Source organism: Caballeronia cordobensis (assembly GCF_001544575.2).
GTDB classification, from domain to species: Bacteria; Pseudomonadota; Gammaproteobacteria; order Burkholderiales; family Burkholderiaceae; genus Caballeronia; species Caballeronia cordobensis.
In genome coordinates this window covers 64308-85970 of the sequence record NZ_FCNY02000022.1, presented here as the reverse complement: position 1 = coordinate 85970, position 21663 = coordinate 64308, and the positions used below count along the sequence as shown (strand labels likewise).

Genomic DNA, 21663 nt, shown 5'->3' with positions numbered 1-21663 from the left:
GCGGCATACGACAAGCCACAAGCGACAACGCCACGGATTCCGTGGCGTTGTTCGTTTACCGCAACATGTCGGCGATGAGCGCGCGGGCCGCCTGATACTCGGCCTGTGCCTGGAGCTTGCTCCAGCGCAACGCCTTGCCGCGCGGGCGCATCTGCCTCAAGCGCTGCTGCGAAATTTTCGACGGCGTGTAGCGCAACTGCTCCAGCACCTTGCCCGCCTCCTCCGGCTGATTGCAGATCAGCACCATGTCGCAGCCTGCGGTCAGCGCGGCGGTCGCGGCCTCGGTGAGCGTGCCGCCTGCGCGCGCCGCTTCCATCGAGAGATCGTCGCTGAAAATCGCGCCGTTGAAGCCGAGCTTGCCGCGCAGAATGTCCTGCAGCCAGATGCGCGAGAAACCGGCGGGCTTGTCGTCGACCTGCGTGTAGATGACGTGCGCCGGAATCACCGACGCCAGCGACAGGCCAAGCCAGTCGTACGGACGCACATCGGCGGCGAAGATGTCGTCGAGCGGGCGATCGTCGGTCGGCAGCGCGACGTGCGAATCGGCCTCGGCGAATCCATGACCGGGAAAGTGCTTGCCGCAGTTCGCCATGCCCGCGAGCGCGAGACCGTGGTTCAGGCTCTTCGCGAGCATCGCGACGACGCGCGGATCGCTGTGCAGCGCGCGGTCGCCGATCACCTTCGACTGTCCGTAGTTCAGATCCAGCACCGGCGTGAAGCTCATGTCGATGCCGCACGCGCGCAACTCCGCCGCGAGCACATAGCCGAACGCGGTCGCGGTCTTGGTCGCGGCGAGCACGTCGCGGTCCCACAGTTCGCCGAGCTTGCCCGGCGCGGGCAGGACGGTGAAGCCATCGGTGCGAAAGCGCTGCACGCGGCCGCCTTCGTGATCGACGGCGATCAGAATGTCGTCGCGCACCGCCCGGATCGCATCGGTCAGCGCGACGAGTTGCGCGCGGTCCTGAAAATGCCGCGCAAAAAGAATGATGCCGCCGGTCATCGGATGCGTGAGACGCTCGATATCCGCGTCGGAGAGCGTCGTGCCGGCGACGTCGTACATGACGGGGCCGGGAGTGCGTTTCATCGGATTCAATTGAGTTTTCGTTATGTGTTTGAGATGGATTCAGGCGCTTCGACGATCACGAAGGACACCGCGTAATCGCGTTCGTCTGTGACCGTCACTTTCGACGTCATGTTCCGCGCCTCCAGCCATTCCTTCAGCTCGCCCGATGCCACGCAAATCGGTTTGCCGCTCGGCTCGTTGAGCGTTTGCAGCGCGCGCCAGGTCATTGGCCAGCGCATGCCGAGGCCGATCGCTTTCGAGAACGCTTCCTTGGCCGAAAAGCGCGTCGCGAGAAACGCGAGACCGCGCACTTCGGAACGCGCGTTGCGCGCGTGATAGATGCGCAATTCATCGGGGCCGAGCACCTTTTCGGCGAAGCGGCCCTTGGTGCGCCTCATCACCGCTGCGACGCGGCTCACCTGCACGATGTCCGTACCGATTCCGTAGATGGCCATGGCGCGCGCTTTCAGCGAATGCCGGCGGAAGCGAGGCGCGAGGCGACCATGATCGCCTTCATCTCGCGCACGGCGTTGTCCCAGCCGGCGAAAATCGAATGCGCGACGATCGCATGCCCGATATTCAGCTCGACGATGCCCGGCAGCGCGGCGATCGCCTGCACGTTGGTGTAGTGCAAACCGTGGCCCGCGTTGACCTTGAGGCCGAGCGAATTGCCGAAATCGACGCTCGTCGCGACACGTTCGTACTCGCGCTGCTGTTCGGCTTCGTCGTGCGCTTCGGCATAGCGGCCCGTGTGCAGTTCGATCACCGGCGCGCCCGCTTCCTGCGCGGCGCGAATCTGCGTCTCGTCCGCATCGATGAACAGCGACACGCGCGCGCCCGCATCCGCAAGCTGTCTGCATGCGGCCTTCACCGCCTCGAACTGGCCGGCGACGTCGAGGCCGCCTTCGGTCGTCAGTTCGGCGCGCTTCTCCGGCACGAGACACACATCGTGCGGCTTGATCTCGCACGCGATGTCGAGCATCTCGCGCGTCACCGCGCATTCGAGATTCATGCGCGTCTTGAGGAGCGGGCGCAGCGTGCGCACATCGGCATCGACGATATGACGGCGATCCTCGCGCAAGTGCAGCGTGATGGCGTCGGCGCCGGCTTCTTCGGCAGCGAGCGCCGCGCGGATCGGATCGGGATAGGACGTGCCGCGCGCATTGCGCAACGTGGCGACGTGATCGATATTCACACCCAGATCGATCACGCTCGCAGGCGACGAGAGAAAGAAGCTCATAGTTTTTGCAGGTCGATCAGTATCTGACGGGTAGCGAGCGGCGTGCCGCCCAGGTAGTGATTCAGCAGAAAGCGCATCAGCGTCTTGCTCTGCGCGGCGGTCTGCGGATTCGTGTAATCGTCGCGCTCCATGTCGATGAGCGTCTGTCCCGACATCACGGGCCATTGCACATGAAGATCGTCGGCGGCTTCGCGCACGCCGCGGTCGGGATCGAAAACATAGCGCCCTTCGGGCACGACCGGCTGGCGCGTGACGGTGCGCATGAGGTTCATCGCATAGCCGGTTTCGCGCAGCAGCACGCGCTCGAAGGAACGCAGCACCTGCACGGCGGGCTCGTCGTGCGCGAGGCGCGACAGCGTGAGGACGTAGTGATTGAAGAGCGCCGGATGCGCGTCGTCGCGGGCGCAGAACTTGACCAGCAGCTCGTTCACGTAAAAGCCGCAGAGCAGCGCGTCGCCGGCGAGCGGCAGCATGCCGCCGACCCATTCGGCTGTCGTCAGCGTGCGGACTTCGCCCTTGCCGGACCACGAAAGGCCGAGCGGCTGAAACGTCTGCAACACGCCGCGCAGCGCGGAATGCGGCCGCTTCGCGCCCTTCGCGACGAGCGCGACGCGCCCGAAATCGCGCGAGAACACATCGATGATGAGACTCGTCTCGCGATACGGATAACTGTGCAGCACGAAGCCGGGCTGCTCGGCGATACGAAACTCGGAGCGCGGCCTTCTCGGCGCGCGCTCGCCCTCGGCCGCAACCGGCGAGGACATCGGCGAGGACACCGCCCGCGCGCGCTTCTTCGCGGCCCGCGCAACGGGACGCTCGCTCGCGTCGAAATCGTCGTCAGGACGATCGTCGGCGGGAGGCATCATCCGGGCGTCGTTCGGGCCGTCGTCCATGGGTTCGGTCGATGTATTACTCGTAGCCGTATGCGCGCAGGCCCGCCTCGTTGTCCGCCCAGCCGCTCTTCACCTTGACGAAGGTTTCGAGATACACGGGGCCGTCGAAGAGCTTCTCCATGTCGAGCCGCGCCTCGGTGCTGATCTGCTTCAGCTTCGCGCCCTTCTGGCCGATGATCATCGCCTTGTGCATGTCGCGATCAACGAGGATCGTGGCGAACACGCGGCGCAGACGCCCTTCGGTTTCGAATTTGTCGATGAGCACCGTGCTCGTGTACGGCAACTCGTCGCCGGTCCAGCGGAACACCTTCTCGCGCAGGATTTCGGCGGCGAGGAAGCGCTCGCTGCGATCGGTGAGATCGTCCTCGCCGTAGATCGGCTCGCCTTCGGGCAGATACGGCTTCACGACCGCCATCAGCCGCTTGACGTCTTCAGGATGCTTCGCCGAGAGCGGCACGATCTCGCGAAAATCGCGCAAGCCCGACATCTGCTGCATGAAAGGAAAGAGCGAATCCTTGTCGCCGACGCGATCGAGCTTGTTCGCGATCAAAAGCGTAGGCGTGCCGGCCGGGATCAGGTCGAGCACTTTTTGGTCGTCGGGGCCGAAGCGGCCGGCTTCGATCACGAAGAGAATCGCATCGACGGACGTAAGCGTCGACGTCACCGCGCGGTTGAGCGAGCGGTTGAGCGCGCCGCTATGGCGCGTCTGGAAGCCGGGCGTATCGACGAAGATGTACTGCGCGTCGTCCAGCGTGTTGATGCCGGTGATGCGGTGGCGCGTCGTCTGCGCCTTGCGCGACGTGATGCTCACCTTCTGGCCGACGAGCGCGTTCATCAGCGTCGATTTGCCGACGTTCGGGCGGCCGACGATCGCGACCATGCCGCAACGGAAGCCAGAGGAAGTAGGAGCGTTCATAGATGTGTGCGGCAAGAAATCGTTGGGGCGCGAATGCGCGATGGGCGCGCGGCGCGCGTCAGTGACCCGCGTCGGCGGCGCGCACGATGCGGCCCGCGGGCGCGTCAGGGCTTGCGCCGTTGCGCGTGTCCGTGTCACTCTCGGCGCCGCGTTCAGCCGATGGGGCGGGCTGTGCCGGCTCGCTCTTCGGCGCTTTCTCCGGCTTGTGGATCACGGCGCGCTCCGGTTTGTCGGCGGCGGCATACGCGCCCACCGAGGGTTCGACATGCGTCGCGCGGATCACCGCGAGCGGTGCGGTCGCGGGCCGTTCCGGCGTGCCCGGCTGTGCGCCGTGCGGGCCATGATGACGCTCGCGCCGGTCGGGCGAGCGCAGATCGAGCGCGGCCTGGATGCCGGTGACGCCCGGCACGACTTCGAATTCCGAGAGCTTCGCCGCGCGCGCGCCTTTGCGCTTCGGCTTCACGCCGAGCGTCGGGGCTGCCGCCATGACCTCGTCGAGCGCCTTCTTGGCCGCGGCCTGCTCTGCCGCGCGACGGCTCGCGCCGGAGCCGGACACCTTCACGTCGAGCTTCGGCACCGCGCATTCGACTTCGAATTGCTGATTGTGCGCGGCGCCGTGCGTGGCGACGACGGTGTAAGTCGGCAGCGCGATCTTGTGTCCCTGCAGATATTCCTGCAGGAGCGTCTTCGCATCCTTGCCGATGGTGCGCGGATCGATGTGATCCAGAACCGGCGTGTAAAGCCGCTTGATGACCGTGAACGCCGCGTCGAAACCGCCGTCGAGAAAGATCGCGCCGAAGATGGCTTCGAGCGTGTCGGCCAGAATGGACGGACGGCGAAAACCGCCGCTACGCAGCTCGCCTTCGCCGAGCCGCAGCCCTTCGGACACGTTCAGCGCCTGCGCAATCTCGTAAAGCGACTGCTGCTTGACCAGATTCGCGCGCACGCGCGACAGGTCGCCTTCGTCGAGTTTTCCGAATCGTTGGAACAAAAGCGCGGCCACCACGCAATTTAGAACGGAATCGCCGAGAAATTCGAGCCGTTCATTGTGCATGGCGCTGTGACTGCGGTGGGTCATCGCCTGGCGCAGCAATTCCGCATTGCGAAATTCGTACCGCAGCCGGCTTTCCAACGGAGAGGATGGCATGGAGAGAGTATAACGCGGGCGCGAAAGCGGACGATTCCGCCGGTCGGCGCCGGAAAACGCGTGGCGAGACGGTGTTAGCCGCGCTTCTTCACACCGTTTCGAAGCTTTGTTTTAATCATGAGCAGCGCCGGCTGTCCTGCTGCGGACGAGCCGGCGATGCATGTCACTCGAACGAGCCGACGCGCTTCAGATTGCTGAAGTTCATCCAGATGAAGAACGCGCGCCCGACGATGTTCTTGTCCGGCACGAAGCCCCAGTAGCGGCTGTCCGCGCTGTTGTCGCGGTTGTCGCCCATCATGAAGTAGTTGCCCGGCGGCACCTTGCACGTTACGCCCTGCGCGTTGTAGTTGCAGTTGTCGCGGAACGGGAAATCGTCGGCGCCCACGATGAACGGCGGCACCTGCGGATTGTTCAGGATGCGGTTCTTGCGGCCGTCGAGGTCTTCTTCGAACTGCTTTGCATAACCGATGCGCTCGTCGTCGAAATAGTCCGGCAGCGGCGTTTCCGGCACGGGCTTGCCGTTGATCGTGAGTTTCTTGTCTTCGTACGCGACGGTGTCGCCCGGCAGGCCGATCACGCGCTTGATGTAATCGACCGATTCGTCCTTCGGATAGCGGAACACGACCACGTCGCCGCGCTTGAGCGGACTGCCGTCGGTCATCTTGGTGTTGGTGATCGGCAGACGCAGGCCGTACTCGTACTTGTTCACGAGGATGAAGTCGCCGACGAGCAGCGTCGGCACCATCGAGCCGGACGGAATCTTGAACGGCTCGATGATGAACGAGCGCACCACGAACACCGCGAGAATCACCGGAAAGAAGCTCGCCGTGTATTCGAGCCACCACGGCTGGCGCAGCTTGTCATCGCGCAGGCGGGCGCGCGTCTGCGCGGCGTTTTCATCGGCGAAACGCTCGCCCACGCGTTCCTGCTGGCGATCGAACTCGACGACCGCGGCCTCGGCGGCGCGGCGCCGCTGCGGCAGAAAGACCAGCTTGTCGAGCACCCATGCAATACCCGTCAAGACGACGAGAATCAAAAGTATCAATGCGAAATTCATCAATCGCTTCCGGTTGTTATCGTTGTTTGCCCGTTGTCTGGCTCAGGGCGCAGGCGTCATTCGTCGACACGAAGGATCGCGAGGAAAGCCTCTTGCGGGATTTCGACCGAGCCGACCTGCTTCATGCGCTTCTTGCCGGCTTTCTGCTTTTCGAGCAGCTTCTTTTTACGCGAGATGTCGCCGCCGTAGCACTTGGCCAGCACGTTCTTGCGCAGCGCCTTGATGTTCTCGCGCGCGATGATGTTCGAGCCGATGGTCGCCTGGATCGCCACGTCGTACATCTGGCGCGGAATCAGCTCGCGCATCTTCGCCGCCACTTCGCGGCCGCGATGCTGGCTCTGCGAGCGGTGCACGATGACCGACAGCGCATCGACCTTGTCGCCGTTGATGAGCATATCCACCTTGACCACGTCGGCCGCGCGATATTCCTTGAACTCGTAGTCCATCGACGCATAGCCGCGCGACGTGGACTTCAGACGGTCGAAGAAGTCGAGCACGATTTCCGCCATCGGGATTTCGTAGGTCAGTTGCACCTGACGGCCGTGGTACTGCATGTTGATCTGCGAGCCGCGCTTGTTCGTGCACAGCGTGATGACCGAGCCGACATATTCCTGCGGCATGTACAGGTTCACGGTGACGATCGGCTCGCGCACTTCCTCGATCTTCTGCGGCTCCGGCATCTTCGCCGGATTCTCGACCGAGATGGTCGTGCCATCGCGTTGCTGGACTTCGTAGATCACCGTCGGCGCGGTGGTGATGAGGTCCATGTCGAATTCGCGCTCGAGACGCTCCTGCACGATTTCCATGTGCAGAAGGCCGAGGAAGCCGCAGCGGAAACCGAAGCCGAGCGCTTGCGAGACTTCCGGCTCGTATTGCAGCGAGGCGTCGTTGAGCCTCAGCTTTTCAAGCGATTCGCGCAACGCGTCGTACTGGTTCGCTTCCACCGGATACAGACCCGCGAACACCTGCGGCTTCACTTCCTTGAAGCCCGGCAGCGGCTTGGTGGCGGCACGGTTCGCGATGGTGACGGTGTCGCCCACCTTCGCGGCCGTCAGTTCCTTGATGCCCGCGATCACGAAGCCCACCTGCCCCGCCGACAGCTGCGGCAGGCTCGTCGACTTCGGCGCGAACACGCCGAGATTTTCGACCGGGTATTGCGCGTCGGTCGCCATCATCTTGATCTTGTCTTTCGGCTTCAGCGTGCCGTTGACGATGCGCACCAGCATGACGACGCCGACGTAGTTGTCGAACCACGAATCGATGATGAGCGCCTGCAGCGGCGCGTCCGGATCGCCCTTCGGCGGCGGCACTTTCGCGATGAGCGATTCGAGCACGTCCGCGACGCCCAGGCCCGTCTTGGCGCTGCAATGCACGGCGTCGGTCGCGTCGATGCCGATCACGTCCTCGATCTCGGCGATGGCGTTTTCGGGATTCGCCGCGGGCAAGTCGATCTTGTTCAGCACCGGCACGACTTCCACGCCCAGTTCGATCGCCGTGTAGCAGTTCGCGACCGTCTGCGCCTCGACGCCCTGCGAGGCATCGACGACGAGCAGCGCGCCTTCGCACGCCGACAGCGAGCGGCTGACTTCGTAGGAGAAGTCGACGTGCCCTGGGGTGTCGATCAGATTGAGGTTGTAGACCTGGCCGTCGCGCGCCTTATAGGAAAGCGCCGCGGTCTGCGCCTTGATAGTGATGCCGCGTTCGCGTTCGAGGTCCATCGAATCGAGCACCTGCGCTTCCATCTCACGATCGGACAAGCCGCCGCACAACTGGATGATGCGGTCGGCCAGCGTGGATTTGCCGTGGTCGATGTGCGCAATGATCGAAAAGTTACGAATATGATTCATTCAGTGCCGATCAAGCGAAAAAGGCGCGCCCTCACCAACGCGGAGCACGCCTTGAAAATTTGGGGAAAACTTCTGCATTTTAGCCGAAAACGGGGGTGTCCCGGCGGAATTCGGCTCGGACAGCTTCACGACGCGCGCGCAGCCCGCTCGCCCAGCGCCGCATGCACCGCGCGCATGTCGAGCCGGTACTGACACAATTCGACGCCATCGAGCGTGAGCACGGGCACGCGTTCGTCGTAACGCGCCTCCAGCAGCGGATCTTCGTCGATATCGATCCACTCGATGCCAAGCCCATGCCGCGCGGCAATTGGTTCCAGCTCGGCGCGCATGTCTTCGCACAGATGACACCAGGCGCGCCCGTAAAGGATGAAAGCCGCGCCCGGCTGTTTCGACGTCATCGCGCTTACTTCTGCGCCGGCACGCGTGGGCGCAGCGGCACGAACTGCGTGTTGTCGCCACGGCGCACGAGCACCGCGACCATCTTGCTGGCGTCCAGACCTTGCGCGACTTCCTGGAACTGCTTCGCGCTCGTGATATCCGTATCGCCGATGCGCATGATGATGTCGCCCTTCTGGAAACCCGCGCGCGCCGCCGGCCCTTCCACGGCATCGACCTGAACGCCGCTCGACAGCTTGAGCGCCTTTTTCTGGTCCGCAGGAATATCGCTCACCGCGAGGCCGAGCGAATTGCTCGCGCGCTCCTTCGGCTGCGGCGTCTTCTTCTGCTCGGTCTTCGCGACCTTGTCGGGCTGCATTTCTGCAACCGTGATCGACAGATCGCGCGTCTGGCCCTTGCGCCAGATCGTGAGTGTGGTCTTCGTGCCGGGCTTGGTGTCGCCGACCATGCGCGGCAGGTCCGTCGCGGTCTCGACGTTCACGCCGTTGAACTTGGTGATGATGTCGCCCGGCTGCACGCCCGCCTTGTCGGCCGGGCCGTTCGGCTCGACGCTCGACACGAGCGCGCCTTGCGCCTTCGGCAGCCCGAGCGAATCCGCGACGTCCTTCGTGACCTCGCCGATCGCCACCGCAATGCGCCCGCGCACGACCTTGCCCGACGCCTTCAACTGATCGGCGACGCGCATCGCTTCATCGATCGGAATCGCGAACGAGATGCCCATGAAACCGCCCGTGCGGCTGTAGATCTGCGAGTTGATGCCGATCACCTCGCCCGCCATGTTGATGAGCGGCCCGCCCGAGTTGCCCGGATTCACGGCAACATCGGTCTGGATGAACGGCAGGTAGTCGCCGGTGTCGCGCCCCTTCGCACTGACGATGCCCGCGGTCACGGTATTGTCGAGGCCGAACGGCGAGCCGATCGCGAGCACCCACTCGCCCACGCGCACCTTGTTCGAATCGCCGATGGTGATGGCCGGCAGATTCGTCGCGCTGATCTTCACGACGGCCACGTCCGTGCGCTCGTCCACGCCGACGAGCCGCGCCTTGAACTCGCGCTTGTCCGTGAGCGTGACGTAGATGGTGTCCGCGTCGTCGACGACGTGCGCGTTGGTCATCACGTAGCCGTCCGTCGACAGGATGAAGCCCGAGCCGACGCCGCTGCTTTGTTCCGAATTGTCCTGGTTGTCGTCAGGCGCGTTGCGGCTGCCGCCCTTGCCCTGATCGCCCTGACTTCCGCCGCCACCACCGCCGCCTCCGCCACCGCCGCGCGGCGGCTGGCCCGGCATCGGAATGCCGAAGAAGCGCCGGAAGAACTCGGACATATCGCCTTCGTCGAGGCCGGGCGGGAGTCCGCGCAGATCGCTGCCGGAACCGACGCGCGAGGTCGTGCGGATGTTCACGACCGAGGGCCCCACTTTATCGACGAGCGTTGTGAAGTCCGGCAAATTCACCACGGGCGCCGCCGACGCAGAGTGCGATACGAACGGCAGGCACACGGCGAGCGCCGCGGCCGCGATGAACTTGCGCAGCGAGAAGTTGCTCATAGGTTGGGGCCGGGAACGGGATTACTTGGAAGGCTTGTATTCTATGGTAGAAGCAAATTGCTGCAATGTGGCTTGCGGCACTTCGCCAAGCAAGGTGATCCAGAAATCCCCGCGGCGCTTGACCAGCACATGCGTGGCGCCGCTGTTGCCCGCGCCTTCCTTGCGCGTATTTTTCTCGACCGGCTCGACGAAAACGGAGATCGTGGCGAGACCATCGGAGAACACGGCCTGATCGACCGGGATCGGCGGCTGGCCTTGCTGGCTCGACGCCATCGGACGGCGCAGCTCTCGAATCTTGCGAAAACCGGCGATATTCGGCGCCAGTTGCCAGCCCGAGGCTTCCATGTCCACCGACTGCACCGGCGGCCGCACGATGGTCCAGCCCGACGTGCTGCGAATGCCGTTCGCAATGGGCGCCTTGTCGATCGGGCCGCCAATGCGCACCTGCGAGAACGAGAGCTGTTCGAGCACCTGGCCATCCGGACCGAGCGTCTGGGCGCGCATCAGCAAGCCGGTTTTCGCATCGGCCCAGAGCTTGTAGGCGAAACGGTAGGAATCTTTCGGATCGAGCTCCAGCACCTGGCTCTCCACGCCCGCCACGCGGTCGTTGCCCAGAAGCTTCGGCTCGTAGACGGACAGCACCTGATCGCCGCTCGCCGCGAGCAAGGCCGGGAACGAATCGCGATTTTGCCGATGCTCGACCACGAGCAGATGCCGCTCCGGCACGAACGTGAACATCTCGTCGTCGTGCCGCAGCATCTTGCGCGGCGCGCCGTCGAGGCTTTCGAGCGATTCGTATTCGCCGTCGCCGCGCGTGGCGACGTGCGTGATGCGCGACGACTGCACCGTCGCGCCGCGTTGATAGACGAAGGTACCCTCGTAATTTTGCTGCTGGGCCGCCTCGTGGATGCGGTTGAGCAGGCTGGCGGCCGTCTTGCGAACGGCGGCGGGATCGTCGCCCTGAGCGAATGCGCCCGATGCCGCCGTCAGCAACGCGGCTGCGCAAAGCATGAATGCCGGCAGCCGCCCCCAATAGTTCGTTTTATTCAACCGCACACTCGGCATCAAATTATTGACCCTGCGATGTAGCCGCCGCGCGAATCAAGGGCATGGAACCAGGCATCATGGGCTGTTGGGAGAACTGCTGGTGCGCTTCGAGGTACTGGTCGAGATTGGCGTCACGGATGATGTTCGCCTCGACGATCGGCGCGCGCACGGTCGCCGCCGGCACGGATGCCATCGCGACACGCTGCAGCGGATCCGCCGGCGCCACGGCTACGCTAGCCACCTGCGCGCCGGAGCGGCCGTCCACGCCTTGCAGTTGCGGCACGACGATCCACGTCAGCGTCGCGGCGGCCGCGGCCACCGCGAAGGCCGGCATGACGCGACGGCGCAACATCCCGCCGCGCGCCTTCGCCGCGGGCAGCGCCGCCGGCGCGAGCACGTGGGCTTCGGCCTCGAAACGTTCGGAGAATACGGTCATGAACGCGCTGCTGCGCGCCGGGCTGACCGCAAGATCGTCGGAGCGCAGGGCGTCGCCGATCAGATGATAGTGCGACCACGCCGCGCGTTCGTCGCTTTTCAGGTCCGCCAGAAACTGGCTGATGCTGCCAATCTCGTCGAGCGACTCACCGTCGACGAACGCCGACATGCGCTCGCCGCGCGAACCCGCCTGTGTTTGATTCTGCATCGAGACCGACCCCATGATGCGCCCCATCTTTGACCCCACCCCGTAGTGACACCAACTAACCCAGATATCGCGTCCCTGCCCCGTGGATTGCCGCTACCAGCGTTTGCCTTCGGGAGTGTCCAACAACGGACGCAATTTTGCCGCAATGGCCTCACGAGCACGAAAAATTCTCGATCTGACGGTGCCGATAGGGCAATCCATCATTTCGGCGATTTCCTCGTAACTCAGTCCTTCGATTTCCCGGAGCGTGATGGCGGTGCGCAATTCCTCCGGCAGCAACGCCATCGCAGCGTTGACCGTCTGAGCGATCTGCTTGCTCATCAACATCGACTCGGGTGTGTTGATATCCCTTAGTTGGTCCGCGTCGGAGAAAGTTTCCGCTTCTTCCGCATCGGCTTCGGTAGAAGTGGGTGCGCGGCGTCCCTGGGTCGCAAGGTAATTCTTTGCGGTGTTGACCGCAATCCGGTACAGCCATGTGTAGAACGCCGATTCGCCTCGAAACTGGGGCAGCGCGCGATAGGCCTTGATGAAGGCGTCCTGGGCGACGTCCTCGACCTCGGCGGGGTCGCGCACGAGGCGCGAGATCAGTCGAATGATCTTGCGGTGGTATTTGGCGACCAGCAGTTCGAACGCGGCCTTGTCACCCTTCTGGACACGCTCGACCAGCAATTGGTCGATTTCTTTTTCACTCACCTGGGAAATCCGATTAGCTTGGGGAAGTTGCGCGGAGGGCTATTGTAGCGTTACCGCCTGTAAGGCTACCGGAACGCTCATGCGCCGTTACAGTCGTTACAGGTGGGAAGCGGCGGCGCGGCGCGCCTGGACGGCGAGCTGGCGAAAAGTGTCGGTATCGATGGAATCGGCCGGCACGAGCAGCGTTTCGCGGCGATCCCGCGCGCCGCAAAGCGTGAGCGCAAGCAGGCGGTCGCTCCATTGCGCGTAGCCCGCGATGCGCAAGTGGCGCGTCGCGCCGTCGCGCTCGCGCAGCGTGAGGCCGTCCGAATGCAGGCCGAGGGCGACTGGCCGTGCGCGCAGCCATCGGTATGACGCGAGTCCGAGCGCCGCCAGCGTCACCCCGCACGCCACGGCCGCATGCCCGGCGTGTTCCGTGTGCGCGAAGACGCACTGGAAAACCGAGGCGCTCGCCACGGCCGCGAACGCGAGCATCGCGCCGGCCAGGAAACGCGACGGCCGCATGACGACGTTTGCATCGCCATGCGGCCGGTTCACGAACGCGCTCGCCATGTCGTTTCCTCCGATGACGAGCGCGCCGCGCTTACTGATGACGCTTGAAGACGAGCGAGCCGTTCGTGCCGCCGAAGCCGAACGAGTTCTTCACCGCCACGTCGATCTTCATGTCCCGCGCGGTGTTCGCGCAGTAGTCCAGGTCGCACTTCGGGTCCTGGTTGAAGATGTTGATGGTCGGCGGCGACACCTGATTGTGGATCGCCAGCACGGTGAAGACCGACTCCAGGCCGCCCGCGCCGCCCAGCAGGTGGCCGGTCATCGACTTGGTGGAGTTGACGACGGCCTTCTTCGCCTGATCGCCGAGCGCGCGCGTGATGCCGATCGTCTCCGCGATGTCGCCGAGCGGCGTCGACGTGCCGTGCGCGTTGACGTAGTTCACCTCGTCGGCGTTGATCCGCGCGTTTTTCATTGCGTTGACCATCGCGCGGCGGCCGCCGTCGCCGTCTTCCGGCGGTGCGGTCATGTGGTACGCATCGCCGCTCATGCCGTAGCCGAGCACTTCCGCGTAGATCTTCGCGCCGCGCGCCTTCGCATGCTCGTACTCTTCGAGCACCATGACGCCCGCGCCTTCGCCGAGCACGAAACCGTCGCGGTCCGTGTCCCACGGACGGCTGGCGGTCGCCGGATCGTCGTTGCGCTGCGACAGCGCGCGCGCCGCCGCAAAGCCGCCGATACCGAGCGGCGAAACGGTCGCTTCCGCGCCGCCCGCGATCATCACGTCCGCGTCGCCGTATTCGATGAGGCGCGACGCCTCGCCGATGCAGTGCAGGCCGGTGGTGCAGGCCGTGACCATCGAGAGGTTCGGGCCCTTGAAGCCGAAGCGGATGGACAGATGCCCGGAGATCATGTTGATGATCGAAGCCGGCACGAAGAACGGCGAAATGCGGCGCGGGCCGCGGTTGAGCAACTCGGTCTGCGTGACTTCGATCATCGGCAGGCCGCCGATGCCCGAACCCACCACCACGCCCACGCGTTCCGCGTTTTCATCGGTGATTTCGAGGCCGGAGTCCTGCATGGCCTGCACGCCCGCGGCGAAGCCATAATGGATGAAGGTATCCATATGGCGCGCTTCCTTGGCGGGCATGTAGTCTTCGATATTGAAGCCCTTCACCTCGCCGGCGAAACGCGTGGAGAAGTTCGTCGCGTCGAACTTCGTGATATTGGCGATGCCCGACTTGCCCGCGACCAGATTGGCCCAGCCGTCGGCAACAGTATTGCCGACAGGCGACACGAGCCCCAGGCCTGTAACAACAACTCGACGACGGCTCACGGTAACCCCTTATCCATAGAATGACGAAAAACAAAAGCCACAGCGGCCACAGGAAACCACCCTGTGAGCCCTGTGGCTGTCAAATCGGTAGCAGCGACGATGCATCAAGCTGTTTGAGCGATGAGTCGCTGGCGCGTCCGGCCTCAGGCCTTGACGTTCGCGCGAGCGTAGTCGATCGCCTGCTGAACCGTGGTGATCTTTTCCGCCTCTTCATCGGGAATTTCCATGCCGAATTCGTCTTCCAGCGCCATCACGAGTTCGACCGTATCGAGCGAGTCAGCGCCCAGATCGTTCACGAACGAAGCTTCGTTCTTGATTTCGGCTTCCGCCACGCCCAGTTGTTCGGCGACGATCTTCTTCACGCGCTGTTCGATGTTGTCCATGCAGCCCTCCGAGGGGAAAAAAGTTCAAAAATACGAGTGCGCGCATTTTATCAGGTTTGAACCCGCAAAATACGGCGCGTCAGTTCCATGCTCCGCTGTCTGGCGCCCTTCATCAAGAGGTCGCCGGCCGCTTCGCATCGATTCTTCACTGCCGCGCTGGCGCGGTGCGCACGACGCTCTTTCGAGCATTTTGCGCGCCCGTCCCGGCGCGGATATTAAGCGAATTTCGGTGAAATGCCTATTAAGGCCTTACATGTACATGCCGCCGTTCACATGCAGCGTCGTGCCGGTGATGTAGCCGGCGAACGGCGATGCGAGGAACGCCACAGCATGCGCGATATCTTCCGGCGCGCCCAGTCGGCCAAGCGGGATAGACGCGGTGAGCGCGGTGCGTTGCTCTTCCGGCAGAACCTTGGTCATGTCGGTGTCGATGAAGCCCGGTGCGATGCAGTTCACGGTGATGCCGCGGCTGCCGATTTCACGCGCGAGCGCCCGCGTCATGCCCGCCACGCCGGCCTTCGCCGCCGCGTAGTTGGCCTGGCCCGGATTGCCCGACGAACCGACCACCGACGTGATGTTGATGATGCGGCCGCCGCGCGCCTTCATCATCGGGCGCAGCACGGCGCGCGACAGACGGAACACCGCGCGCAGGTTCGTGTCGATGACGGCGTCGAATTCGTCGTCCTTCATGCGCATCGCGAGCTGGTCTTTCGTGATGCCCGCGTTGTTCACGAGAATGTTCAGGCCGCCGAATTCCTTCACGATGCCGTCGATGAACGCATCGCTCGATGCCGCGTCGGTCACGTCGAGCACCGCGCCGCGGCCCTTTCCGCCCGCCTGCTGCAATGCTTCGCCGATGCCGGCCGCGCCGCTTTCGCTCGTCGCCGTGCCGATGACCGTCGCGCCCTGCTTCGCGAGTTCGAGCGCGATCGCGCGCCCGATGCCGCGTGAGGCGCCCGTGACGATTGCCACCTGGTTTTCCAGATTCATGTTGTCAGTCCTTTATCCAGCGATCAGTTTGCGCGTCTCTTCGAGCGATGCCGGATCGAAGATCGAGCCGCCGACGAGGTTGCCGTCGATGCGCTTGGTCAGCCCCGCGAGCACCTTGCCCGGACCGCACTCGACGACGTGCGTGACGCCGTCTTTCGCCATCGCCTGCACGCATTCGACCCAGCGCACCGGACCGGCGGCCTGGCGCACGAGCGCGTCCTTGATCGCGGCGGGATCGGAGACCACGGCGACATCGACGTTATTGATCAGCGGAATACGCGGCGCCTTGATCTCGACCTTCGCGAGATAGTCGCGCAACTGATCCGACGCGGGCTTGAGCAGCGACGAATGGAACGGTGCGGAGACGGGCAGCGGCAGCGCGCGCTTTGCGCCCTTCGCCTTCGCCACTTCGCATGCCTTCTCGACGGCGGCCTTGCTGCCCGCGATCACGACCTGCGCGGGCGCATTGAAGTTCACCGCTTCGACCACGCCCGACGACGACGCCTCGGCGCACACGGCTCGCACCGTGTCGTCGTCGAGACCGAGGATCGCGGCCATGCCGCCCTCGCCCACCGGAACGGCGCTTTGCATCGCTTGCGCGCGAAAGCGCACGAGCGGCACCGCGTCGGCGAACGCGAGCGCGCCCGCCGCGACGAGCGCGGTGTATTCGCCGAGGCTGTGACCCGCGACGATGGCGGGCGCGAGACCCGTTTCCTTTTCCCACACGCGATAGATCGCATAGGCCGCCGTCAGCATGACGGGCTGCGTATTCGTCGTGAGGTTGAGATCTTCAGCGGGGCCTTCGGCGATCAGCTTGCCGAGATCCTGGCCGAGCGCGTCGGAGGCCTGCTGCACGGTCTCGCGCACGATGGCGTGATCGGCGAAGGCGTTGAGCATGCCGATCGACTGCGAGCCTTGTCCGGGGAAAACGAACGCAAATTTCATATCGTCCTCGTTGATTGGAATGATCCGCGATGCCTTCACGGAACCGCGCGGACCGCGCGCCATGCGAGCGCGCGGGGTCGGCGATGAAGGGGGATCAGTTGCGAATGAATAGAGGGAATCGATAAACGATCAGTAGCGGATGACCGACGCGCCCCACGTGAAGCCGCCGCCCACACCTTCGATCAGCACGTTGTCGCCGCGCTTGATGCGGCCGTCGCGCACCGCGACGTCGAGCGCGAGCGGAATCGAGGCCGCTGACGTGTTGCCGTGCTCGCCCACCGTCACGACCATGCGCTCGGCCGGCAGGTGCAGCTTGCGGGCGGTGCTCTGCATGATGCGGATGTTGGCCTGATGCGGAATCAGCCAGTCGATGTCGTCCGGCGTGAGCTTCGCCTTGTCGAGCGCTTCGAGCGCGACTTTTTCGAGCACGTTGACCGCGAGCTTGAACACGGCCTGGCCGTCCATGTGGAGAAACGCGGTGCCTTCGACCACGCCGCCGTTGACGTTGCCCGGCGTGCAGAGAATGTCGGAATAGCTGCCGTCCGCGTGCAGCGCGCTCGACAGCACGCCCGGCTCTTCCGAGGCCTGCAGCACGATCGCGCCCGCGCCGTCGCCGAACAGCACGCAGGTGGTGCGATCGTTGAAATCGAGGATGCGCGAAAAGGTTTCCGCGCCGACGACGAGCGCCGTGCGATTCATGCCGCTGCGAATGAAGCTGTCGGCGGTGGCGACGCCGTATGCGAAACCGGAGCACACGGCCTGCACGTCGAAGGCCGCGCCGTTGTTCTTGATGCCGAGCTTGTTCTGCAACAGACACGCCGTGCTCGGGAACACGAAGTCCGGCGTCGAGGTCGCGACGATGATCAGATCGATCGACTGCGGATCGATGCCGGCCGCTTCGATCGCCTTCTGCGAAGCGACGAGCGCGAGATCGCTGGTGGTCTGATTCGGCGCCGCGAAGTGACGCGCGTGAATCCCGGTGCGCGCGACGATCCATTCGTCGCTCGTCTCGACGCCCTGCTTCGCGAGACGGTCCGCCAAGTCCTGATTCGTGACGCGCTCGGACGGCAGGTAGCTGCCGGTGCCCAGCACGCGAGAGTAAAGATTGGATTGAGCCATTATGCCTTCGAATGTAGCGCAGTACCGGACGCGTCCGGCGGATTCGGCTGCGAACTGGGTTGCGCAGCGGACTGGGCGGCGGGCTGATGCGCCGCGGCGCCGGGAACGTCGGCCGCGGAGCCGTTCGTGCCGGTCTCGCGCGCAGCGGGCGCGTTCTCTTCCATCGCGCGCACGAGGCGCTCCAGCACGCCATTTTTGACGGCATCATACCCGCGTTTGATAGCCCACTCAAACCCGAAGGCTTCGGCCGAGCCGTGACTTTTGATAACGAGCCCGCGCAGGCCGAGCAACGCGGCACCGTTATATTGCGCGGGATCGACGCGCTTTTTGAAACGCTTGAGAACGGGCAGCGCGACGAGCGCCATCAGCTTGGAGGCGAAGTTGCGGCTGAACTCTTCCTTGATGATGTCGGCGAGCATCTTCGCGAGACCTTCGGAGGTCTTCAGCGCCACGTTGCCGACGAAGCCGTCGCACACGACGACATCCGTCGTGCCTTTATAGATGTCGTTGCCTTCCACGTTGCCGTAGAAGTTGAGCGTGCTCGCGCGCAGCAGCTCGCCCGCGCGCTTGATCGTTTCGTTGCCCTTGATGACTTCTTCGCCGATGTTGAGCAGGCCGATGGTGGGCCGCTCGCGGCCTTCGATCGCCGCCACGAGCGCGTGGCCCATCTCCGCGAACTGCAGCAGGTGCTCGGGCTCGCAATCGACATTGGCGCCGAGATCGAGAACCGTGGTGTAGCCCTTCTGGCTGGGCATCGCGAACGCGATCGCGGGGCGTTCGATGCCCGCGAGCGTTTTCAGCACATAGCGCGAAACCGCCATGAGCGCGCCGGTATTGCCCGCGGAAATGCACGTCTGCGCCTCGCCTTCCTTCACGAGGTTGAGCGCGACGCGCATCGACGAATCTTTTTTCTTGCGCAGCGCAACTTCGACGGGATCGTCCATCGCGACGACTTCGCTGGCGGGGATGACGCTCAGGCGAGGTTCGTCGAGCGCTTTCGACTTCTTCAGCTGCCCGCGGATAGGCTGCTCGAGACCGACGAGCATCAGGTGCGCGTCGGGATGCGAGCGCACGAAATTGACGGCAGCGGGAACGGTCACGGCCGGGCCGTGGTCGCCTCCCATGCAGTCGATGGTTATCTTTACAGTCATGGAACGCGACGAATTTCGGGCACAAAAAAGCGGCAGTGAAATGCCGCCTTCTCGTCGTACCGGGAAAGTGTCAAGAGCGAGTAGCGCCCGGGCGCCCGCAAAGCGGTACCGGCAGGCGCATCAAGCGCTGCTGAACGCTTAGTCGTTCTTCGTCTTGACGACTTTCTTGCCACGATAGTAGCCGTTCGGGCTCACGTGGTGACGCAGATGCACTTCGCCCGTGCTCGGCTCGACGGCCAGCGGCGCGCCCGTCAGGAAGTCGTGGGAACGGTGCATGCCGCGCTTCGACGGCGACTTCTTGTTTTGCTGAACTGCCATGATTACTCCAGAAAAATTTTGCGAATTCTAACACAGGGAGAGGTCAATCTCCGCGGTCGCGGAGGAACTTCAGGGCCGCACGGCCCACCGCCTGAAGCGGGAGTTCGCGTTCGGCGGATACTTCCCCGCCCTCGCTACATCAATGCTTCTTGCCGTCCGGACCGCTCGACTTGAGCTTCTCCAGCACGGCAAACGGATTCGGCTTTACCACATCTTGCTCGGCTTCTTGCTCGCCGCCTTCCGCCGCCTCGCCCTCGCCGCCGGCGGGGAGCAGACTTTCGTGCACCTCGGGGCAGACGTTGTGCTTCGGCACAAGCGGCAACGACAGCAGCAATTCCTCTTCGATCAAGTCGACGAGATTGAACTGGCGCGAGCCTACGATCACTTCCACTTCATCGTCATCGAGCGGATATTCGTCCGCTTCTTCTTCCGTCGCCACGATCCGATAGGTGGCATCCACATCGAGATGTTGCGAATACGGCTGAAGACAGCGCTGACACATGAGCCACATCGAGCCGTGCACCGCGAGGCGCAGATACGGCTGTGGCGCATCCGTGCCGTCGTCCTGCAATTCCGGCTGGGTCGAGCCTTCGCCTTGCCAGGTGAACACGGTATCGCGCTCTGGCGCTTCCGCGGGCACTTCGGCTAACATGCGCGGCATCTGCGACACACGCAGCGCGCCGGCCGCCTGCCTGCCGCTTTCGGCGAATTCGTAAATGTCGAGCGCGCGCAGATCGGCGGGGCTCACAGGTTTGCCAGGATTCTGAGTCATGTGCGCTCCTGCTTGGGCCTTGCTTGGGTTAGTGCTTCCGGTGAGCGTTCAGTATGCACCGCGACGCCGCATCCAGGCAGGCGTGGCTTGCCCGAATTTGCATTGAGCGGGCATTCGTGCTCTGCCGCGCTTTCCTGGCTTCTGCTCTATGCTCCCGCTACTGCCCTGCACCGGTTCATCGGGTTCTCGCGCTTTGCAGGCGGACTCTTTGCAGCTGGACTCTGCACGCACACGTACCGATGAAAAGCCCAAAATCATATCGGCTTTGTTCTTTCGAGTCAAATACTTAAGAGCCTGCCCACACTCTGTCGTTTTTACCCTCTTTCTACTGATTCATTTCATGTCCGACGCTTTAAACACGCCGCCGCGCCTGATTCTCGCGTCCAGCTCGCCCTACCGGCGCGGATTGCTGGAACGCCTGCGCATTCCTTTCGACGTCGTCACGCCCGATATCGATGAAACGCCGCTCGCCGGCGAAACGCCCGAAGCCACCGCCGTCCGGCTCTCGATCGCCAAGGCGCGCGCGGCGGCCGGGCGCATCGGCGACGGCGCGGCGGCCCTCGTGATCGGCTCCGATCAGGTTGCAACCTTCGACGGCAAGCAGATCGGCAAGCCCGGCACGCACGAGAAAGCCTTCGCGCAACTTCAGGCGATGCGCGGCCGCAACGTGGAATTCCACAGCGCGCTGTGTCTCTACGACAGCCGCACAGGCGACGCGCAATCCGCCGACATCGTCACGCGTGTGCGCTTTCGCCGCTATTCGGACGCGCAGATCGAAGCCTATCTGCGCGCCGAAACGCCGTACGACTGCGCGGGCAGCGCGAAAGCCGAAGGGCTCGGCATCGCGCTTCTGGACGCCATCGAATCCGACGATCCCACGGCGCTCATCGGTCTGCCGCTCATCGCGCTGACCGGCATGCTCGCGAACGCCGGCTATCCGGTTCTGGGGGCGGCATGAGCGGCGTTCTGTATCTGATCCCGAACACGCTCGGCGATGGCGACGCCGCCGCGCTCGCGCATGTCCTGCCCGAGCCGGTGCGCGCGCAAGCCGCCGCGCTCGCGTATTACATCGGCGAGAACGCGAAAACCACGCGCGCTTTCCTCAAAAAAGTGGGCACCGAACGGCCGATTCAGGAAATCGAGGTGCGCGAACTGAACGTGAACACGCCGCCCGCTGAAATCGACAGGCTGCTCGCGCCGATTCTCGCCGGCTCCGACGCCGGCCTTGTTTCCGAAGCCGGCTGCCCCGCTGTCGCCGATCCGGGCGCGCTGCTCGTGCGGCGCGCGCATCAGAAAGGCGTGAAAGTGGTGCCGTTCGTCGGGCCGAGCTCGATTCTGCTCGCGCTGATGGCATCGGGCATGAACGGACAGAGCTTCGCGTTCAACGGCTATCTGCCGGTCGATGCCGCCGAGCGCGGCAAGCGCCTGCGCGAACTGGAGCAACTGTCGCGCAAGGCCAATCAGACGCAGATTTTCATTGAGACGCCCTATCGCAACAAGGCGATGCTCGACACGCTCATCGCGACCTGCGCGCCGTCCACGCTGATTTGCGTCGCCGTCGATCTGACGCTGCCGGGCGAAACCATCGTCACGCGCACGGCGGCGGACTGGAAGAAGCAGGCCGCGCCGGAACTGCACAAGCGTCCGGCGATTTTCCTGCTGCTGGCGTCGTAGC

At 64.1% G+C, this 21663-nt stretch carries 24 protein-coding genes; 2 read left to right on the top strand and 22 right to left on the bottom strand.

Annotated elements, in window-relative coordinates; all coding sequences use genetic code 11:
• Positions 1 to 55 precede the first annotated feature (55 nt).
• The 22 genes from nagZ to AWB70_RS30960 form a co-directional block, all read right to left on the bottom strand.
• Complete coding sequence (gene nagZ / locus AWB70_RS31065; protein ID WP_053568608.1) at positions 56 to 1084, bottom strand: beta-N-acetylhexosaminidase; 1029 nt, start codon at positions 1082 to 1084, stop codon at positions 56 to 58.
• Between the two features lie 20 nt (positions 1085 to 1104).
• Positions 1105 to 1518 carry a holo-ACP synthase gene (gene acpS, locus AWB70_RS31060; protein WP_045450860.1) on the bottom strand — a complete coding sequence of 138 codons (414 nt, stop codon included), beginning with the start codon at positions 1516 to 1518 and terminating at the stop codon, positions 1105 to 1107.
• An 11-nt stretch (positions 1519 to 1529) separates the two neighbouring features.
• Positions 1530 to 2303: a pyridoxine 5'-phosphate synthase gene (pdxJ, locus tag AWB70_RS31055; RefSeq protein WP_014191949.1), complete on the bottom strand. Its 774-nt coding sequence runs from the start codon at positions 2301 to 2303 to the stop codon at positions 1530 to 1532.
• Positions 2300 to 3196, bottom strand: coding sequence for a DNA repair protein RecO (recO, locus tag AWB70_RS31050; protein WP_045450862.1), 897 nt, complete (start codon positions 3194 to 3196; stop codon positions 2300 to 2302). The genes pdxJ and recO overlap by 4 nt, the downstream gene beginning before the upstream one ends.
• A gap of 16 nt (positions 3197 to 3212) precedes the next feature.
• Positions 3213 to 4112: a GTPase Era gene (gene era / locus AWB70_RS31045; RefSeq protein ID WP_045450863.1), complete on the bottom strand. Its 900-nt coding sequence runs from the start codon at positions 4110 to 4112 to the stop codon at positions 3213 to 3215.
• 58 nt (positions 4113 to 4170) lie between these two features.
• On the bottom strand, positions 4171 to 5259 hold the full coding sequence (gene rnc, locus AWB70_RS31040; protein ID WP_053568567.1) for a ribonuclease III: 1089 nt from the start codon (positions 5257 to 5259) through the stop codon (positions 4171 to 4173).
• A gap of 163 nt (positions 5260 to 5422) precedes the next feature.
• A complete protein-coding gene (lepB, locus tag AWB70_RS31035) occupies positions 5423 to 6316 on the bottom strand; it encodes a signal peptidase I (RefSeq protein WP_045450865.1) in 894 nt (297 codons plus the stop codon).
• 56 nt (positions 6317 to 6372) lie between these two features.
• Entirely contained in the window at positions 6373 to 8163 is a 1791-nt protein-coding gene (lepA, locus tag AWB70_RS31030; protein WP_014191954.1) for a translation elongation factor 4, read from the bottom strand.
• Between the two features lie 125 nt (positions 8164 to 8288).
• On the bottom strand, positions 8289 to 8561 hold the full coding sequence (locus AWB70_RS31025; protein WP_053568568.1) for a glutaredoxin family protein: 273 nt from the start codon (positions 8559 to 8561) through the stop codon (positions 8289 to 8291).
• Between the two features lie 5 nt (positions 8562 to 8566).
• Positions 8567 to 10102, bottom strand: coding sequence for a DegQ family serine endoprotease (locus AWB70_RS31020; RefSeq protein ID WP_014191956.1), 1536 nt, complete (start codon positions 10100 to 10102; stop codon positions 8567 to 8569).
• A gap of 21 nt (positions 10103 to 10123) precedes the next feature.
• On the bottom strand, positions 10124 to 11167 hold the full coding sequence (locus AWB70_RS31015; RefSeq protein ID WP_053568569.1) for a MucB/RseB family sigma factor regulatory protein: 1044 nt from the start codon (positions 11165 to 11167) through the stop codon (positions 10124 to 10126).
• 4 nt (positions 11168 to 11171) lie between these two features.
• Positions 11172 to 11807 (bottom strand): sigma-E factor negative regulatory protein, encoded by a 636-nt coding sequence (locus AWB70_RS31010; protein WP_053568570.1) that lies wholly within the window; start codon positions 11805 to 11807, stop codon positions 11172 to 11174.
• Between the two features lie 78 nt (positions 11808 to 11885).
• Positions 11886 to 12485: an RNA polymerase sigma factor RpoE gene (rpoE, locus tag AWB70_RS31005; RefSeq protein WP_008342103.1), complete on the bottom strand. Its 600-nt coding sequence runs from the start codon at positions 12483 to 12485 to the stop codon at positions 11886 to 11888.
• A 96-nt stretch (positions 12486 to 12581) separates the two neighbouring features.
• The gene (locus AWB70_RS31000) at positions 12582 to 13037 is read right to left on the bottom strand and encodes a protein YgfX (RefSeq protein ID WP_235024396.1); all 456 of its coding nucleotides are present in this window, start codon (positions 13035 to 13037) and stop codon (positions 12582 to 12584) included.
• 31 nt (positions 13038 to 13068) lie between these two features.
• The gene (gene fabF / locus AWB70_RS30995; RefSeq protein ID WP_014191960.1) at positions 13069 to 14310 is read right to left on the bottom strand and encodes a beta-ketoacyl-ACP synthase II; all 1242 of its coding nucleotides are present in this window, start codon (positions 14308 to 14310) and stop codon (positions 13069 to 13071) included.
• A gap of 143 nt (positions 14311 to 14453) precedes the next feature.
• Positions 14454 to 14693, bottom strand: a complete 240-nt coding sequence (gene acpP / locus AWB70_RS30990) for an acyl carrier protein (RefSeq protein ID WP_004197638.1) — start codon at positions 14691 to 14693, stop codon at positions 14454 to 14456.
• 249 nt (positions 14694 to 14942) lie between these two features.
• Positions 14943 to 15683 carry a 3-oxoacyl-ACP reductase FabG gene (gene fabG, locus AWB70_RS30985; protein WP_014191961.1) on the bottom strand — a complete coding sequence of 247 codons (741 nt, stop codon included), beginning with the start codon at positions 15681 to 15683 and terminating at the stop codon, positions 14943 to 14945.
• 12 nt (positions 15684 to 15695) lie between these two features.
• Positions 15696 to 16628 (bottom strand): ACP S-malonyltransferase, encoded by a 933-nt coding sequence (gene fabD / locus AWB70_RS30980; protein ID WP_041731131.1) that lies wholly within the window; start codon positions 16626 to 16628, stop codon positions 15696 to 15698.
• A 129-nt stretch (positions 16629 to 16757) separates the two neighbouring features.
• Entirely contained in the window at positions 16758 to 17747 is a 990-nt protein-coding gene (locus AWB70_RS30975) for a beta-ketoacyl-ACP synthase III (RefSeq protein WP_014191963.1), read from the bottom strand.
• Entirely contained in the window at positions 17747 to 18898 is a 1152-nt protein-coding gene (plsX, locus tag AWB70_RS30970) for a phosphate acyltransferase PlsX (protein ID WP_053568571.1), read from the bottom strand. Before plsX ends, AWB70_RS30975 begins: the two co-directional genes overlap by 1 nt.
• Positions 18899 to 19036: 138 nt before the next feature.
• Positions 19037 to 19216 carry a 50S ribosomal protein L32 gene (rpmF, locus tag AWB70_RS30965; protein WP_014191965.1) on the bottom strand — a complete coding sequence of 60 codons (180 nt, stop codon included), beginning with the start codon at positions 19214 to 19216 and terminating at the stop codon, positions 19037 to 19039.
• 139 nt (positions 19217 to 19355) lie between these two features.
• A complete protein-coding gene (locus AWB70_RS30960) occupies positions 19356 to 19988 on the bottom strand; it encodes a YceD family protein (protein WP_053568572.1) in 633 nt (210 codons plus the stop codon).
• Positions 19989 to 20328: 340 nt separating this feature from the next.
• On the opposite strand from AWB70_RS30960, the gene AWB70_RS30955 reads away from it, so the two are divergent.
• Positions 20329 to 20946 (top strand): Maf-like protein, encoded by a 618-nt coding sequence (locus AWB70_RS30955; protein ID WP_053568573.1) that lies wholly within the window; start codon positions 20329 to 20331, stop codon positions 20944 to 20946.
• The gene (locus AWB70_RS30950; protein WP_053568574.1) at positions 20943 to 21662 is read left to right on the top strand and encodes an SAM-dependent methyltransferase; all 720 of its coding nucleotides are present in this window, start codon (positions 20943 to 20945) and stop codon (positions 21660 to 21662) included. Before AWB70_RS30955 ends, AWB70_RS30950 begins: the two co-directional genes overlap by 4 nt.
• Position 21663 lies beyond the last annotated feature (1 nt).

Bases quoted from the DNA above. Each gene is read 5' to 3' on its own strand.
- nagZ (WP_053568608.1), bottom strand. From the start codon at position 1,084: ATGAAACGCACTCCCGGCCCCGTCATGTACGACGTCGCCGGCACGACG.
- acpS (WP_045450860.1), bottom strand. From the start codon at position 1,518: ATGGCCATCTACGGAATCGGTACGGACATCGTGCAGGTGAGCCGCGTC.
- pdxJ (WP_014191949.1), bottom strand. From the start codon at position 2,303: ATGAGCTTCTTTCTCTCGTCGCCTGCGAGCGTGATCGATCTGGGTGTG.
- recO (WP_045450862.1), bottom strand. From the start codon at position 3,196: ATGGACGACGGCCCGAACGACGCCCGGATGATGCCTCCCGCCGACGAT.
- era (WP_045450863.1), bottom strand. From the start codon at position 4,112: ATGAACGCTCCTACTTCCTCTGGCTTCCGTTGCGGCATGGTCGCGATC.
- rnc (WP_053568567.1), bottom strand. From the start codon at position 5,259: ATGCCATCCTCTCCGTTGGAAAGCCGGCTGCGGTACGAATTTCGCAAT.
- lepB (WP_045450865.1), bottom strand. From the start codon at position 6,316: ATGAATTTCGCATTGATACTTTTGATTCTCGTCGTCTTGACGGGTATT.
- lepA (WP_014191954.1), bottom strand. From the start codon at position 8,163: ATGAATCATATTCGTAACTTTTCGATCATTGCGCACATCGACCACGGC.
- AWB70_RS31025 (WP_053568568.1), bottom strand. From the start codon at position 8,561: ATGACGTCGAAACAGCCGGGCGCGGCTTTCATCCTTTACGGGCGCGCC.
- AWB70_RS31020 (WP_014191956.1), bottom strand. From the start codon at position 10,102: ATGAGCAACTTCTCGCTGCGCAAGTTCATCGCGGCCGCGGCGCTCGCC.
- AWB70_RS31015 (WP_053568569.1), bottom strand. From the start codon at position 11,167: ATGCCGAGTGTGCGGTTGAATAAAACGAACTATTGGGGGCGGCTGCCG.
- AWB70_RS31010 (WP_053568570.1), bottom strand. From the start codon at position 11,807: ATGGGGTCGGTCTCGATGCAGAATCAAACACAGGCGGGTTCGCGCGGC.
- AWB70_RS31000 (WP_235024396.1), bottom strand. From the start codon at position 13,037: ATGGCGAGCGCGTTCGTGAACCGGCCGCATGGCGATGCAAACGTCGTC.
- acpP (WP_004197638.1), bottom strand. From the start codon at position 14,693: ATGGACAACATCGAACAGCGCGTGAAGAAGATCGTCGCCGAACAACTG.
- fabG (WP_014191961.1), bottom strand. From the start codon at position 15,683: ATGAATCTGGAAAACCAGGTGGCAATCGTCACGGGCGCCTCACGCGGC.
- fabD (WP_041731131.1), bottom strand. From the start codon at position 16,628: ATGAAATTTGCGTTCGTTTTCCCCGGACAAGGCTCGCAGTCGATCGGC.
- AWB70_RS30975 (WP_014191963.1), bottom strand. From the start codon at position 17,747: ATGGCTCAATCCAATCTTTACTCTCGCGTGCTGGGCACCGGCAGCTAC.
- plsX (WP_053568571.1), bottom strand. From the start codon at position 18,898: ATGACTGTAAAGATAACCATCGACTGCATGGGAGGCGACCACGGCCCG.
- rpmF (WP_014191965.1), bottom strand. From the start codon at position 19,216: ATGGCAGTTCAGCAAAACAAGAAGTCGCCGTCGAAGCGCGGCATGCAC.
- AWB70_RS30960 (WP_053568572.1), bottom strand. From the start codon at position 19,988: ATGACTCAGAATCCTGGCAAACCTGTGAGCCCCGCCGATCTGCGCGCG.
- AWB70_RS30955 (WP_053568573.1), top strand. From the start codon at position 20,329: ATGTCCGACGCTTTAAACACGCCGCCGCGCCTGATTCTCGCGTCCAGC.
- AWB70_RS30950 (WP_053568574.1), top strand. From the start codon at position 20,943: ATGAGCGGCGTTCTGTATCTGATCCCGAACACGCTCGGCGATGGCGAC.